14 protein-coding genes are annotated in these 15,918 nt (G+C 34.0%); 6 read left to right on the top strand and 8 right to left on the bottom strand.

Going from position 1 to position 15,918, the window contains the following annotated elements:
* Window positions 1-56: 56 nt before the first annotated feature.
* Entirely contained in the window at window positions 57-1,208 is a 1,152-nt protein-coding gene (locus tag A9C19_RS12695; RefSeq protein ID WP_072580291.1) for an aminotransferase A, read from the bottom strand.
* Between the two features lie 190 nt (window positions 1,209-1,398).
* On the opposite strand from A9C19_RS12695, the gene corA reads away from it, so the two are divergent.
* Window positions 1,399-2,367, top strand: a complete 969-nt coding sequence (corA, locus tag A9C19_RS12690; protein WP_233499170.1) for a magnesium/cobalt transporter CorA — start codon at window positions 1,399-1,401, stop codon at window positions 2,365-2,367.
* A gap of 168 nt (window positions 2,368-2,535) precedes the next feature.
* Window positions 2,536-2,799: a hypothetical protein gene (locus A9C19_RS12685; RefSeq protein ID WP_072580290.1), complete on the top strand. Its 264-nt coding sequence runs from the start codon at window positions 2,536-2,538 to the stop codon at window positions 2,797-2,799.
* A 223-nt stretch (window positions 2,800-3,022) separates the two neighbouring features.
* Here the strand turns inward: A9C19_RS12685 and A9C19_RS12680 are convergent, their stop codons facing one another.
* Window positions 3,023-3,439 carry a transporter gene (locus A9C19_RS12680; RefSeq protein ID WP_099092769.1) on the bottom strand — a complete coding sequence of 139 codons (417 nt, stop codon included), beginning with the start codon at window positions 3,437-3,439 and terminating at the stop codon, window positions 3,023-3,025.
* Between the two features lie 191 nt (window positions 3,440-3,630).
* Complete coding sequence (locus A9C19_RS12675; RefSeq protein ID WP_072580289.1) at window positions 3,631-4,629, bottom strand: GGDEF domain-containing protein; 999 nt, start codon at window positions 4,627-4,629, stop codon at window positions 3,631-3,633.
* Window positions 4,630-4,996: 367 nt separating this feature from the next.
* Between A9C19_RS12675 and A9C19_RS12670 the strand changes: the two genes are divergently transcribed.
* Complete coding sequence (locus A9C19_RS12670; RefSeq protein WP_072580288.1) at window positions 4,997-6,241, top strand: ATP-binding protein; 1,245 nt, start codon at window positions 4,997-4,999, stop codon at window positions 6,239-6,241.
* 255 nt (window positions 6,242-6,496) lie between these two features.
* Here the strand turns inward: A9C19_RS12670 and A9C19_RS12665 are convergent, their stop codons facing one another.
* Window positions 6,497-6,874 (bottom strand): hypothetical protein, encoded by a 378-nt coding sequence (locus A9C19_RS12665; protein WP_072580287.1) that lies wholly within the window; start codon window positions 6,872-6,874, stop codon window positions 6,497-6,499.
* A 318-nt stretch (window positions 6,875-7,192) separates the two neighbouring features.
* Window positions 7,193-8,482: an NCS2 family permease gene (locus A9C19_RS12660; RefSeq protein ID WP_072580286.1), complete on the bottom strand. Its 1,290-nt coding sequence runs from the start codon at window positions 8,480-8,482 to the stop codon at window positions 7,193-7,195.
* A 267-nt stretch (window positions 8,483-8,749) separates the two neighbouring features.
* On the opposite strand from A9C19_RS12660, the gene A9C19_RS12655 reads away from it, so the two are divergent.
* The 3 genes from A9C19_RS12655 (at window position 8,750) to A9C19_RS12645 (ending at window position 11,595) form a co-directional block, all read left to right on the top strand.
* Window positions 8,750-9,400 carry a glycoside hydrolase domain-containing protein gene (locus tag A9C19_RS12655; RefSeq protein ID WP_072580285.1) on the top strand — a complete coding sequence of 217 codons (651 nt, stop codon included), beginning with the start codon at window positions 8,750-8,752 and terminating at the stop codon, window positions 9,398-9,400.
* Between the two features lie 170 nt (window positions 9,401-9,570).
* Window positions 9,571-10,473: a chemotaxis protein gene (locus A9C19_RS12650; protein WP_072580284.1), complete on the top strand. Its 903-nt coding sequence runs from the start codon at window positions 9,571-9,573 to the stop codon at window positions 10,471-10,473.
* Between the two features lie 561 nt (window positions 10,474-11,034).
* A complete protein-coding gene (locus A9C19_RS12645) occupies window positions 11,035-11,595 on the top strand; it encodes an HD domain-containing protein (RefSeq protein WP_072580283.1) in 561 nt (186 codons plus the stop codon).
* Window positions 11,596-11,728: 133 nt separating this feature from the next.
* On the opposite strand, the gene A9C19_RS12640 is transcribed toward A9C19_RS12645, so the two are convergent.
* From A9C19_RS12640 to A9C19_RS12630, 3 genes are all read right to left on the bottom strand, one after another.
* Window positions 11,729-12,211 (bottom strand): YkyB family protein, encoded by a 483-nt coding sequence (locus tag A9C19_RS12640; RefSeq protein ID WP_072580282.1) that lies wholly within the window; start codon window positions 12,209-12,211, stop codon window positions 11,729-11,731.
* 388 nt (window positions 12,212-12,599) lie between these two features.
* A complete protein-coding gene (locus tag A9C19_RS12635; RefSeq protein ID WP_072580281.1) occupies window positions 12,600-14,123 on the bottom strand; it encodes an HD domain-containing phosphohydrolase in 1,524 nt (507 codons plus the stop codon).
* Window positions 14,124-14,515: 392 nt separating this feature from the next.
* Complete coding sequence (locus A9C19_RS12630; RefSeq protein ID WP_083584368.1) at window positions 14,516-15,820, bottom strand: MFS transporter; 1,305 nt, start codon at window positions 15,818-15,820, stop codon at window positions 14,516-14,518.
* Window positions 15,821-15,918 lie beyond the last annotated feature (98 nt).

The following is a 15,918-nucleotide window of genomic DNA, read 5'->3' as shown; positions in this document are numbered from 1 at the left end:
CTCAAATCAGGAAACCATCATTAACAGAGCCTAAACTTTAAATAAAGTTATGTTTGTTACACATATTCTTTTAAGTAGTATTCTAATCGATTCATAGCCTCAGTAAGTTGCTCCATAGAATAAGCATATGATAGTCGAACATAACCTTCTCCATATTCTGAAAAAGCACTTCCAGGTACTAAGGCTACCCCGGCCTTTTCAACAAGAGATCGTGCGAAATCAAAAGAAGTTTGATTAAATTTTTTTATATTCGGAAATAGATAAAAGGCGCCGTCAGGTTTTACGACATCTAATCCCATACCTACTAATCGATTATACACATATTCAAGTCTTTCTTTATAGGCCTCTTTCATCTCATTTGCATCGTTTATTCCAGTCGTTAAAGCTTCTATCGCAGCTCTTTGTGAAACAGATGATGCACATGAAACATTGTATTGATGCACTTTTAATAGATGCTTTGCGACGTTATGAGGGGCAAAAAGCAAGCCAATTCTCCAACCAGTCATGCTGTGTGATTTGGATAAGCCATTAATCACGATGGTCTGCTCCCTTAAATAGCTTGCAATTGATACATGTGTTTTCCCATACACAAGCTCACTATATATTTCATCTGAGAGAACAAATAAATCTTTTCCCTCTACTAGTTCTGCAATTTTCATTAGCTCATCTTCATTCAATGTAACGCCTGTAGGATTTGAAGGGTACGGTAGAACAATACACCTGGTTCTTTCTGTCAAGTGAGATTTGATTAGTTCAGCAGTTAATTTGAAATCATTCGCTGTTGTATCAACATAAATTGGTTTACCACCAGCAAGCTTAATTAATGGTTCATAGCCAGGATACACCGGACTTGGTAATATAACTTCGCTTCCTTCTTCTAATAGGGTACGAAACGTACAATCGATGGCTTGGCTCGCACCAACTGTTACAATTACCTCATGATCTGGGGAGTATGTAAGGTTATATTTTGATTTAACAAATTGACTTGCTGCTTCTCGTAGCTCCAAATAACCTGCATTATGTGTATAGGTAGTATAATTTTTATTAATCGCTTCTTTCCCCGCATACTTAACATGTTCTGGTGTAATAAAGTCTGGTTGTCCAATTGTTAATGAAATAACATCTTCATAGTCATTAACCATATTGAAAAATTTTCTTATACCTGATAATTCAATTTCTCTTACTCGGGAATTAATTAAATGCTCCATTATGTAGAAACCTCCTAAGGTTCACGCTCTCTAAGTGTTATTTTACCATTTTTCATTGACGTGTGATTATTTTTTCTAATTGATGCCTTACAAAGCTTATATAAAGAATGATTCTCATAATAGTTGGTTGTTTAGGAGATGAACAGGGAGGGTAAAGTATAAATAATGAAAAAAGAGAGTAGGACTATCAGTGATTAGAAGTGTTGCAATTATGAAAGATAAAGAAGTGCGATATGATCTTTCTTTAGAAGAATTAAAGAACGACCAAATTCAATGGTTTTGGGTTGATTTTCATGCACCAACTGATGATGAAGTAAACGTATTGTCGAGTTATTTTAAATTTCATCCTCTTGCCATTGAAGATTGCTTAGAGTTTGTTCAACGGCCTAAACTTGATTTCTATGATGATTACTTTTTTATCGTTATTCATGCAATAAATCATGAAACACTTGAAGCGGATGAAATTGATTTATTTGTCTCAAGTCGTTCCATCGTTAGCTTTCATAAAAAACCTGTTAAAGAGCTTTTAGCTATCTGGAACAGAATCGAGAATGAAAAATCTCTAAAAAGTAACCCTATGCAAATTATGTATCAAATTATTGATAAAGTAGTCGATGATTATTTTCCACCTATTTACAAGCTTGAAGATCTTGTTAACCAAGTAGAAGATAATACAAGTGACCAAACCATTAGTGAATTAATGGAACAAGTATTTGACATTAGATCGGAGTTAAATAAGCTTAGAAGGACAATTGTGCCAATGAGGGACTTACTTTATCGAATCATTTCATCTTCACGGTTAAATTCAATGAAAGAGAAGCATATATACTTTCAAGATGTATATGACCATTTATTGAAGCTGGTTGAAATGATTGATGCAAATCGGGAGTTATCCTCCGACATACGGGATAGTTATTTATCTATAAGCTCAGATCGTATGAATAGGGTTATGATGACACTGACTGTAATGTCATCCATCTTTTTACCTCTAACCTTTATCGCTGGACTTTATGGGATGAATTTTCGTTATATGCCCGAGCTCACAGGAGAATATAGCTATTACATTGTATTGGGAATAATGGCTTTAATCAGTGTAGGAATGATCTGGTTCTTCTATAAAATGGGTTGGTTTCGTTTTCATAAAGGAACAAAACTTTAAGACCCCCTTACTTAGCTTTTATGCAACGTAAAACTATACTATCTTTTTATATAAATCTAAAGTGGAGCTTTCTTCCTTATGTGGGACCTAATCTTTTTGCTTCAACAATGTTAAATAGCCACGACTTTATGAAAATAGTCAAAATTTTAATCTCAATTCTGTAGGTATATGATTTCTAGAAAAGCAATTATGAATTTGCTTCGAATCGTAACAAAAAAAAGTCGTTCAATAAAAGAGGTGATGCTTGTGAATAACTGTGAATGGTTAACAGAGCAGGAAAAAGAGCTCGTTAAAAAACTTGAAAATGAAATGTTTTTTGCGATAAACATAACTCAAATTCAATTCTACAAAAAAGAAATTCAAACCATTATCTCTCAAGCAAAGCGAAGACAACAATTTGTCCATAATAGGTATAGTCAAGTGCTGTTGTAAATTAGAAACAGAAAAAGCTATTTCAGAATGTACTGAAATAGCTTTTTTCCTTTTCCTAAGAAGATAACATTTTTATTCGTTACAGACACTCGACATGCCGTTCAAGTGTTAAGTCGAGGGAAAATGTATACTAACTTACTAGTACTTGATCTCGTCTGATTAATGAGATCAACGTGGGCTGTTAAACTTATCATTCATTGTAGATAGGGGACAAACGTTCATTTTAATAACAACTATAAGAACGAATACGTTCTAAATCAATTCCGAAGTAAACCCATCTGTATTGACGTCTATTCCAACGGTAACCGGCTACAGATGTTCTGCCAACAAAAGTTGGATAATACCAAAATGCTCTACCGTTGTTTAAACGGATGTAAGTGTAGCGGTATAAACAACCACGAATACCACCAGGGTCTACAGCATAAGTAGATATTTGTCCTTGAGACTGTGCTGGTGGGATTTCACTTGGTGGAGGTCCTTGCGGAGGGCCCGCTTGTGGAGAACCTTGTTGACCACCTCCAGGGCCTGGTCCAAATCCAGGGGGGCCGTATGGTGGTTGTTGTCCTGGTGCACTTACACTATTTTGAAAAGGTGGAAATCCCGGAATCTGAATTGAGAACTGACGATCATATGGATACATAAAGCATCTCTCTCCTCTCATGAACTTTCACGTTACAATATGCTCAAAGAGAGGAATAGGTGAGAGTCTATGAGGATTTTATAAAAATATTTTCAGTCGATAAGTTTAAATCCTTGCCATTTCTCTACATGGTATTCTTTATGATATAACAGGCTTTTTCCTAGCTAATAGAACAGTAACTTCTTACTAATTTAATGAGTAATGATGGTTTCTTTCTCACAGCAATTAGGCTTTATCGCATCATGGCATATATAGCAGCTTCCAACATGTTTCTTGCATTCCTTCTTTACATTTGCAGCAATTTTACTGATTTCATCTATGGTGAGATATTGTGTATGTTGGTTTGTCACAACGGCGATAGAAAGTGAAACTAGTGGAATTTTGTTATGCTGTCCATTTCGGTCCTTAGCATAAATAAATTTATTCTTCCAGTCTGTTTCATGATAATAATGTTTTAGACGAATATTAAATTCCGTAATAATTAGCTGACAGATTTGATGAAATCCATGATGTGGTAGGATTACAACGAAATCATCTCCTCCAATATGTCCAACAAATGTGTTTGAAAGTTCCATATTTAAGATGACTTTACTTAATATAGACGAAATTTCCTTAAGTAATAGATCTCCTTTATTAAAGCCATATATGTCGTTATATTCTTTAAAGTGGTCTAAATCAATATAAAGGAGAGAGAAGGGCTGATTTGAATTAGATAGGTAGTCAAGCATTTTCTTTTCGATTAATACATTACCGGGAAGTCCTGATAATGGATTTGTATACATAGCTTTGTTTACTTGGATCTCAGCGAGCTTAATGAGTAAATTCTTTATACTGACAATTCCACACAATTCATGTTGTCTTGTCACGACAACGTAGTCATAAAGCTTCTCTTGTGAACGATTCATCGCATGAGAACTTACCTTTGTAATTTCATCATAGTAATCCACTATTAACGGAGTAGTGTCCATAACAAGTTCAATAGGTCTACCCATAAATAAGTCAAAACCATATTTTGAAGAAATCTTACGGTAAAATTGTGCCTTCATTACTAATCCAACTGGTTTATTTTCTACTGCTACAACGATACCTTCAAGATGAGGATAATTTTCAAATAGTGTATTTACTTCTGAACTTTTTGTAGTTAATGAAACAACAGGACCTTTCTCTGATATATCTCCAATCCTTAACATTTTCACGACTCCTATTTACACAGGCTTTTATTACTCCTATTTTACTATAAAGTCCGTGAAAGAAATAGTTAAAAATAGTTAAATTATAAACAATAAGGCAATTGCTGTATTTTTTATAGTTCAAATGTCATGTATTACTAAGTGGGATAAGTGGTAAAGTAAGTTAGATTGGTCAAAAGGTGAGAGGGTTAAACTCCTAAAATTGCAAGACAATAAGTAGAGTGAAATAATTTAATAAACGATTCAAATTGTGGGAGTTAGTAGTCTAATACCTAATTTGCAACAATAGGGGTACTAAATTTAGAACAATATTGTTATTCTGTTACTATGTCCATATATTTTTTATTAGAGTTTACAGGAGGTCACTTTGTTATCCATTATAAAACCCTTAATTGTTAATATAACGATTCTGTTTTCTTTTGCATTTAATGCAAATATGTTCATCCCTTTTCAAAGAAATATGAATATCACCTTTAAATATAAAATTGTTTATAGCATTATTGGTGCATTTGGTGCACTTTTATGTATGGCGTATCCGATTGAAACACTTGGAGAAACAAATTTTGATCTAAGAATGGTTGCCATTATGATTATTACCTTATATACAGGATGGGCCTCTGGTTTATTTGTTGTCATCATTGTATCAATTATGAGATTTATAATAGGTGGTTCGTTTATACACATCGGCATTATTGTATCTGTTTCAGCTTATCTTATTGCTCTTTTATTTAGAAAAAAATTTAAAAGCTCAAATCGCCTAATAAGTGGTGCACTGGCAGCATTTACTTATTTCGGTATTTATATTATCCTGTTGTATTTTAATATTGCTTTTTTAAAGCTATCCTTTTATATCACTTATTTTATTGCTTTTTTCATCACTTATTTAGCAATCATCTTTATCATTGAGACATTGTTGGAACGAAATAAACAATTTGATGAAATGGTCTATCTAGATAAATTAACGACTACAGGTCAAATGGCAGCCTCAATTGCTCATGAAATAAGAAATCCGATAACAACTGTTCGGGGATTCATACAATTCATGCAAAAAGATACGAAGGATGAAACCTTGAAGCAGTTTTCACCACTTATCCTAGAAGAGTTAGATCGAACAAATCAAATTATCACGAATTACCTCACACTTGCAAAACCAGAGTCTTTTGAAATGAAGACAGTTAATATTGAAGAAGTCCTGATGGATTCAATCTCTCTTCTAAGACCGTTGGGAAATTTATCGAATGTTACGATTGAATATGTTCCGACAGATCCTATTTATATAAGAGGGGATTTACAGTATACAAAGCAATCCCTTTTAAATATTATTAAAAATGCAATTGAATCGATTGAGACTCAAGGAGTTGTCAAAATTTCTAAATATGTTAATACCCAATTAGGAATTGTTACAATAACGATTAAGGATAATGGGAAAGGAATGACAAAAGAGGAATTAAAGCAAATAGGACTCCCGTTTTATACAACTAAAACAAAAGGTACTGGATTGGGGAGTATGATAACGAATCGGCTTATTCGTCAAATAGGGGGAACAATTGATTATGAGAGTGAGGTTGGTAAGGGGACAACAGTCTCTGTTTCATTTAAGTTAGATTACTAATGAAACTTGATGAGTTACTTTCTAAGAGATCCTGAGTGTCCGGATTAAGCTATATACAATGTATTTCTTTCAGTATCAGGGAGTAGCTACTATTTTTTTGCTTCCTTTAGTAATGCGTGTGAATGATGAAGATATGCTTCTTTAACATTGAGTAAAACAAGGATTGTTCTACTAGACAAGCCTTGTTCTACTGTAATAACGAACGTAGGTATACGCTTTACTTCCACCTTGACGTTAAGCTTTCCTATTTCTCATTTATTGTTTCAATAATTGAACTTCCTTTGTTTGGATGTTTACCATATACCATGCTTCTGTATTTTCAGGTGGTTCATGAGCAGAGTATACATGAATGATGTAATGATCATTTTCTTGATGATCATATTGAATGATAAGATCATCTTGATTTTTTTCTTCAAGATTTCTTTTTACTAGGGCTTCAGCTTCAGTGGGGCTTAAAGAGGCTATATCATGGCCTTCTTCCCTTGATTCAACAAGCATTTCATCATTCTCAACTGTCGTATCATTTCGTGTCTGAAGTGCCCCCACATCCTCTTTCTGGATCGCTTCTTCTTGATCCGCAGTATTACAGCCTGTTAAAGCTAGTAGGAAAAATAATAAAAGAATTTGTTTCATCATTCACCTCATAAGTAAAATGTCTTCTATCTCTATGATGCATCCATTAAAGCTGTTTTATTCAGAGGCCTAAAATCAGTAAACAAAAGAAATATTAAGTTTGAACGCATTAGAAGAAAGTCGAGCAAATGAATGAGAGCTTTTCTATTCAAGCACCTAGAAAGATAAAGGAAGAAGTTATCTGACATGCTAAAGAGGCTGGGACAAAACAAAGAGCCAGGCACCCTCCGATACAATCTATTGTGTGCACTAGATAAATCAGTGCGTACATATAGTCGTTACGATAAGGTGCCAGGCACTTCTGTCCCAGCCTCTTATTTAATGAAGAGTATGAAAGATAAAATTTAAAAGAAATAAAGCTGCAATGACATATAACGGTGCTTTCACTTCATCTTTTTTATTTAGGATTAGCTTCAAAATTGGATACATGATGAAGCCAAATGCCATACCATCAACAATACTATAGGTGAATGGAATTAATGCAATAATTAAAAAAGAAGGAAAGCTCTCACTAAAATCTTCAAGATCAATATGTTTAATATTCTGGATCATCAGACTTCCTATTAAGATTAAAATAGGAGCAATGGCACTATCTGGAATAAGCTTAATGAAAGGAAGAAATAACAAGGATGTTAAGAATAACACTCCTGTAACAACTGATGTAAGTCCAGTTCTCCCTCCAGCTGTAATGCCTGCAGCTGTTTCGACTGTACTCACAGTAGGGCTTGAGCCAAAAATACCTGATGTTATAGTTGATAATGCATTCGCCTGTAAAGAGCGTTTGTACGTACTTGGTCTATTAATTAAATGAACTTGCCCAAAGACAAGACCAATATTCTCAAATACAATCACCATTGTTAACGAAAAGGTTGCTGTCCAAAAGACTAAATCAAAGACACGGTCAAATGACATGGCTCCGAGCACATCTTTATAGGCAATAAAGGCATCTAGTGGTTTTGTTTCACTACTATCAAAGGATAATTGTCCTGTTAGTGCGGCTAATACTGTACCGGCTATAATGCTAATTAAAAAATTCCCAGGGATTTGCCTTACGAATAATCCGACAGTAATAACTAAAGTAAGTATAGTCAGCAAGACATTTACTTGAGAGAAATCGCCTAATGATACAAAGGTTTCATTATTTAATATAACAATGCCACCTTTTTGTAAGCCGATAAAAGTTAAGAAAAGTCCGATTCCTACAGTAATTGCTTCTTTAAGAGAATGAGGAATAGACTCAGATATGATAGAAGCAAGCTTTGTAAAAGCAATTAGCGAAAACAAAATGCCTGATACAAAGACAACACCTAAAGCCTCTTGCCATGTTAGTCCCATTCCAATGACAATGGTATACGTGAAAAGTGCATTTACTCCCATGCCTGGTACAAGGATAATCGGCGTATTCCCGAGAAAACCCATAATGAAACAACCAGCAATAGAGGTTAAGACAGTAGCAATAATTCCAGCTTCTAATGGAATTCCAGCGTCAGATAAAATCGATGCATTCACTACGACGATATATACAATTGTAAAAAATGAAACAGCACCAGCTAACACTTCTGTTTTAATTGTTGTTTTGTTTTTAGTTAATTGAAAAAGTTTTTCCAAAGTAGACCTTCCTTAAGTGTAACCCTCAACCCAACCCATAAATCAATTGAATGATTTACAAAAGGATTATAACAGGTGAGCTACAACAATGCATTATATTTCTCCTTTTTATCATTCCTTTTATAAAGAGGATTATGTTTAGTACCTATAATTACGTATTTTTAGTGTGGAAAGGATCATTTTAAGCTTGAGTTAAACTTTATGACGTTAGACAACCTATTAAGAACATATATATGTAAATAGCTTTTTAGAGAAAGGGTGAGCATTTTGGCAAGAAAAGTTTGGGGAGTTGATTCGGCAAATCCAGTTACTCAAGAACTTTATGAGTGTGTTAAAAATAAATTCGGTACGCCTAAATTTTGGGGGAGATATTTAACTGAAATTCCGAATGATTCTTGTGCATTAACAAAAGGAGAAATTGATTTTCTTCATAGTAAAGAAATGAAGATCATGCCTATCTATAATGTGAGAAAAGAGTCAATTGGGTATGAGGAAGCAAAACTAGCTACTCGAAATGCTGTTTTTCATGCAAGGAGATTGGGGATACCTGAAAATACCCTTCTTTTTGCTCAAGTAGAAAAAACCTACAAAATAGATGCGGAATGGATAAGAGGTTGGATTGAAACAATGATTCCAACAGGTTATCGTTCTGGTATTTATCATGACTCTTTAGAAGGAGGATTTACGGAAGCCTATTGTAAAGCAATTCAGGAAAATAAAGAATTGGAAAAACAAGTTATTCTTTGGAGTGCTACACCCGAAATTGGCACAACTTCAGAAAGAAAATCACCTAAGTATACTCCAGCTAAACCAAATGGTAAGGCGAATGTGTGGGTGTGGCAATATGGACGTAATTCGTCTAAATGTTCAATAGCCACAAACCTTGCAGATGAGAGAGTCCAGCAGTTCTTGTTTTAAACGAGTAGGATTTACCATTTAAAATAATATATATAAATTTCTACTGAGTATAAAGAAAAAGGTGTATGTAGAAAAATAACCTACCTTTCTTCCTATTCCTACTTTAGATGTGCTAGGTATATGCCGATATAATCTATACATGTAGTTAATAGGGAAGGATGAACAACAAAATGGATCAAAAAGGAATTTTATTAGAAAGCGGTACGAATGAGCTTGAAATTGTTGAATTTAAGGTAGGGTCAAATAAATTTGGAATAAATGTCATTAAAGTAAAAGAAATTATTCAACCCGTTTCAGTCACAACTATTCCCCACTCACATCCAAATGTGGAAGGCATTATTGATATTCGAGGTGAAATCCTACCTGTTGTCAATGTGGCAAAGGCGTTAGGATTTGGTCCTAGTGATAATAGCAGGGAAGAGAAATTTATAGTAACGGAATTTAATCAATTAAAGCTGGTATTCCATGTCCACTCGGTATCCCAAATTCATCGTATCTCTTGGGATAAAATAGAAAAACCTTCTGAAATGTATCAAGGGTTAGAGAGTCAAATTACTGGTGTCGTAAAAATACAAGATGAAATGATCTTAATGCTTGATTTTGAAAAAATCTTAGTAGATATTAATCCTGAATCAGGAATAAATGTAGAGCAAGTTAAAAAATTAGGGAAAAGAGAACGGTCAACGAAAAGGATCGTAGCAGCCGAGGATTCACCTTTACTTCGAAAGCTTTTGCAAGAAACACTTGATGAAGCTGGCTTTGAGAAAGTAGAGTTTTTTGAAAATGGCCAGGATGCATTCTTCTTCTTACAATCAATTGTCGCAGAGGGAAGAGCTGTAGAAGATGAAGTGCAAATGGTGATCACTGATATCGAAATGCCGAAAATGGATGGTCATCACTTAACAAAGCGTATTAAAGAAGATCAAGCTTTAAGTATACTTCCGGTTATCATTTTTTCATCACTTATTACAAATGATTTAAGGCATAAAGGTCAGATGGTTGGAGCTAGTGCACAAATAAGTAAACCAGAAATTAATGAGTTAGTACAAAGAATTGATGAATTTATCCTTTAATAATCAAGATTGAGAGTGAAACTGTATGAGATAAAAACCATACAGTTTTTTTTGATAGCTCTGTTAATGTGTAAGGCTGATTTAGCATAAACTGTTGCTTTCGTGGAAAATCCCAAGTGCCGGATTTTCGCTCTCTGTACAAGATTCTTCTATTCGTAAAAGGAGAACAACTCTTATTTTCTTACTAACATTTGTATTAGGTATAAATGATGACTAGATTCTTTGAATGAACACTAAGTGGGAATAAATTACAATAATCGAGTCGTGTTGTTTTTTGAAATTTTTTTCTCATAAACCATGTTAGTAGTAAATATAACGTTCAAAACATTTAGTCATGATTCATACGAAAAAATCTGGTAGTGAGTTAGTATAGGGGAACTTTCGTTAATCAGAAAAAAACTTGTATTTAGGGTGAAATCTGGTATGTAGGTTTTTTTAGGGAATAATAATCCATAAGAAAACAGCCTGTCAAAAGATTGGTTGATTAGATAGTAGAAGCGAAGCATAAATTTTTGGGTGGGGTAGTAGGAAAACTGAGATCACGAGTTAAGGAGACGAATAATGGATAATCTCATACGTTTGGCGAGAGAATTTGCTTTTAACGCTCATCAAAACCAAAAAAGAAAAGTAAGCGGAGAACTGTATTTTACTCATGTTGAACAAGTAGCAGAGATAGTAAAGGAAGCTGGCTTTTCTAAGGAAATCATAGCAGCAGGATATTTACATGATGTCCTTGAGGATACCGATGTAACTGATCAAGAATTAGGCTCTCTCTTTGGAGATAAGGTTTTAGAATATGTATTAGCTAATACGGAAAATAAATCCTTATCATGGGAGGAAAGAAAAGCAGAAACAATTAAAAAAGCAAAGGTCCTTCCGTTAGAGTTCAAGGCACTCATAGCAGCGGATAAATTAGATAATAGTAGAGACTTACTTTTACATAAGAGGACACATGGGCTGAAGGTATGGGATTCCTTTAATAGGGGAGCTGACCAGCAGGCTTGGTATTATCATCATCTAACTAACGCATTGTTCAAAGGAATTGATTCTTCAATTATACCTTCTTATTTTCATGAATTACGACATAACGTAGACATATTATTTCAAGAAGAATTATCATGAAATCTTCAAGGAAAAGGAAGTGGTGACCCTTTAAATAGGAGTCACCACAAACAATAAAGATGAAAGAACAATTGATGAGAATAGATGGGGGATAGGTACAATCTAGCTCTACTTTAAAATTTGTTTATTTTGTCTACCTATAGCTTTCACCAAGCTTTTTAAAAACTGGTTTTTCATATGTACGAGTTTTTCTAGCTTGCAATGGCTTTGAATGTGCTTTCCGGTCATCTTTCATGCCTACATAGTTTTGTAAAAGGAGCTTAGCTTTTGATAATGACATATGAGTTCTTGGGTTACGATATGTTTGATTTAATGATCCTAAATGTGGAAGTTTATCGAAGTCTTCTTTGGTAGGAGGCATATGAAAGTAATACTCTCCAGCAGAAACTAGCACATCAGATTGCTGTTTGCTATATTTTGGGTTATTTGAAAAGTGTAAACCTTCTTTTTTAGCTTTACCTTCATTTACAAGCTTAATTAAGGCTTTTTTCTTTAAAGTATAAAGGAATTTAGGATTTGGTGCGGTTTTAGCATGGCGATTTACGATATAAATAGCGCATGCGAGGTTTTCAATTGTTTGCTGTTTTTTAGGATCGAGTCGTTTATGATCGTCCATAGTTCCTCTCCTTTTTATCATACACATTCAGTATAGGTAATTCTTACTTAAATTATACTTAGACAAACATAAAATGCAATATCTAATTGGTTATTTAATTGCAAAAATTCTTGAAAATCTGATATCCTTTTTTTATTTTATGCTTTAGTGTATGTTAGTGATTAGTCTTCCTATATTATATGACACTTTTACATTAATTTATATAGCAGATTAAGGACTATGTTAAAAGAATTCGTTTCTAGCTGAAATGTGAGAGATTTGATGTGAAGGTCTTTAAGTAAACTGGAATATTTCAAAAGATTTCATATAAATGGAAGGAACACTAACTGTATAGAAAAATAGAGTCATCAACTTATGATAACTCTATGTAAAGGGGTGTATGAACGACTCATACAGGTTGTTTAAAGTTTTTAGTATCAAGGGTGTTATTTTTCATATAAAGCAAGAAAAGCTCTGCGAAATATGGGTCCCATTGGGTTCCCTTCCCTTCTTCAATAATTGAAAGAGCCTTATTAACAGGCATTCCATTTCGATAAGGGCGATCAGAGGTCATTGCGTCATATGCATCAGCAACAGCCATAATTCGTCCAAATAAAGGAATGTCCTCTCCTTTTAGTCCCTCAGGATATCCTAATCCATCATATCTTTCATGATGATATTTAACTCCTGGAATCAGTGGATCCATTTCTTCTTTTGGTTGTACTTGCGAGAGAATATTTGCTCCAATAACTGGATGGTTTTTTATTTCGTTATATTCTTCGTCTGTTAATCGACCATCCTTTAAGAGAATACTATCCTTAATGCCAATTTTCCCAATATCATGAAGTAATGCAGATTTACGCAATAAATCCAGTGTTTCCTCATCTAATTTTGCTTCTTTTCCAATTATGATGGAGTAATTAGCAACCCTAACAGAATGACCTGCAGTGTAAGTGTCTCTAGCATCTAATGCTAAAGCAAGCGTTGTAAAAAGACTGTCTAATAATTGCTTATTAATCTGATCCTTTCGTTTTAGACCACTTACCATTTGATTGTATCCTGAGATGAGTCTAGAAAACTCGTCTGAGTAGACATCATTTTGATAAGTTAATTGGCCTAGTTGTATTTTTTGCATACCATCTTCAAGCTTTTGGATTGGCTCTGATATATTGTTATATAGCAGATAGGCTCCATAAATGGCAAAAATAATCGAGACAATTAATACAAAAACAGCCCAACTCCAGTATTCTGCTAGAAGCGGAATGGAGGCTTCTGTAAAACGAAAGTGTGTTGCAAGGCTAAATAATAGTAAAGGGAAGACGCTGATGAAAATCGCACTTAAAAGAATTTTCCTTTGAATTGAAAGATAAAGATGAGATTGGTGCGCAAAATCAACATCATGGTTCGCTAAACTCTCATTTTGTAAAGTCATTAAGATTGGTTTAATAGCATTTGTGGATAAAAAGAATTCAATTACACTATGCATACCTGCCACTAATATCGATGCACCAAATGCAATCCCAATATAATAGAATGGCAAGTCTAGAAAACCATTTTGTATCGATATATAAGTAATGAGCATTGCGGGCAGTGCTAGTCCGAATAAGTGTGGGCCGAAAATCCGATAAACCGTTAATAAAGGAAAACGATGAGTTTGTTTATATGCTTCTCTTAAATCATCAATTGTAAGATTTTCCTTATAAAAGGCAGTCTTAATTGGACGAATATGTTTCAGAAACACAGAAATTTCAACAGTAATCATGATTACGAGGGAAACAATTAGGATGGTTAACAATGTAATGGTTTCTTGAACAGATATGTCTAGTGTCGTAAACATGAATAGGGCACCAATTCCAAAAACTGCCATGAGAGAGCCGAATATATAGTTTTTAAAGAGGACAACGATGAACTGTTTATAAATTTTTTTGTTCATTCTTACACAACCTTAATAGAAGTAAGATTTATGTTACTTCGTTTATATCGGTTAAGTAGCAATATTTTTAATAGGTAGTAATGCCACTTTTATGAAAGGATTTGTTTTATATGAGTATCTACAATGCTAATTCTATTCTTCTGACCTTGAAGATAGTTGGAAAAGTATGGGGCAGGAGTTTACTGATAGGGTAAAGAGTATATATTAAATGAAGGGAATGAGTTTTCTTTACTTAAAAAAGAGGCTGGGACAAAACAAAGAGCCAGGCACCCTCCGATACAATCTATTGTGTGCACTAGATAAATCAGTGCGTACATATAGTCGTTACGATAAGGTGCCAGGCACTTCTGTCCCAGCCTCTATGAAAGGGATGGTTTTCTAGCTATGTCTAACTATATAGAATGGATATTTGGATTAGTCTTTCTAATGCTTTCTTTCTTCATACTACTTTTCCGTTCTTTTTCCTCAAATTCCTTGTTTAATTTGGGTAAAGTATATCCATAAAATAAAGATACGATCAAAATAATAAATGCGATTCCGTAATATAGATAATCCACGGTTTCTACTATCTTAGGAAATAAAACTGCAATAAGCCCTAGGGTTAAAGATTGAGCGAACATCATAAGCGGATCAATCCAACCACTAACTCTCCCCATCAATTTTGGATGAACAATTTTAGGCATCCAGCCACCGATGGCAATGTTAATTGGACCTAAACATACACCAATGATAAAGACAAGTGCTAAAAAGATAGAGACATTATTTGTATATCCTAAGAAGAAAACTAATAAGCTTGTCACGAAGATCGGTAAAATCATTAACTGATATGGTTTGAATTTGGATGCTACAAGTGTGCCAATTCCACTACCAGCGAGAAGACCAAATCCTAAAGATATAGCAAATAATGAGGCATACCATTCATAATTAGTAGGTGATAATTCATATTTCATTGTAAACATTGGTAAAATGGCAAATGCGCCGTTAAAGAATCCGAAAATAAAGAATCCAAAAATTAAAGTTGATAATAAACGATTTCTAATAATGTAAATAATTCCATCTTTAAAATCTGTGAAAGAGGACTTAATGCTAATATCCTTCCAGTTCAATTTACCGTTTGGTAATCTTGCTGATGTTGGTATATGACAGGATCTGATGAGCAAAGCGGAAATGACAAAGCTTATGAAGTCAACAACAACTGCCCCATGTATGCCAACGAGCTTATAAATGGCTGCTCCTATCCCTACTCCAAAAACCATAAAAATACTAAATAACATTTGATTGAGTCCTGCTGCTTGGGCATATTGCTCTTTACTTAAAATTCCTTGTACAAGACTGTTCTCTGCAGGGAAGAAGAATTTCGTTACAGCACTTCTAAGAAAAAGCACAAGAAAGATGAAAGGTATTGATTGGGTAAATAATGCAGCAAATAATACGATAGTCAATAGAGCGCGTATCCAATCGCAATTTTCTGCTACTTTCTTCCGATCAAACCGATCGGCTACTACCCCAACAATGAAGAAAACAAGAATGGTAGGTAATGAATACATGAGTTCTGCTAATGTTGCATAAGAAGGTTGATGACTAAAATGATCTAATAAATAAAAGGCGAAAGCCATATTTCCAATTGTTGTGCCCATTTGCGAAAATAGTGCAGCGTAAAATAATTTAACAAAGTTAGGATTCTTGAATATTTTCATTTTTTCGCTCCTTATATTACTTCGTCTAGTCACACAATTGTCATTATAAGGTAATAAAGCGCTTTTGAATACTAGATTTAAGAAATCTTAATAAATCT

The organism is Bacillus weihaiensis, from assembly GCF_001889165.1.
Classification (GTDB): domain Bacteria; phylum Bacillota; class Bacilli; order Bacillales; family Bacillaceae; genus Metabacillus; species Metabacillus weihaiensis.
Note: the sequence above shows the minus strand (reverse complement) of the source record. Positions and strands in the feature narration are given on the sequence as shown.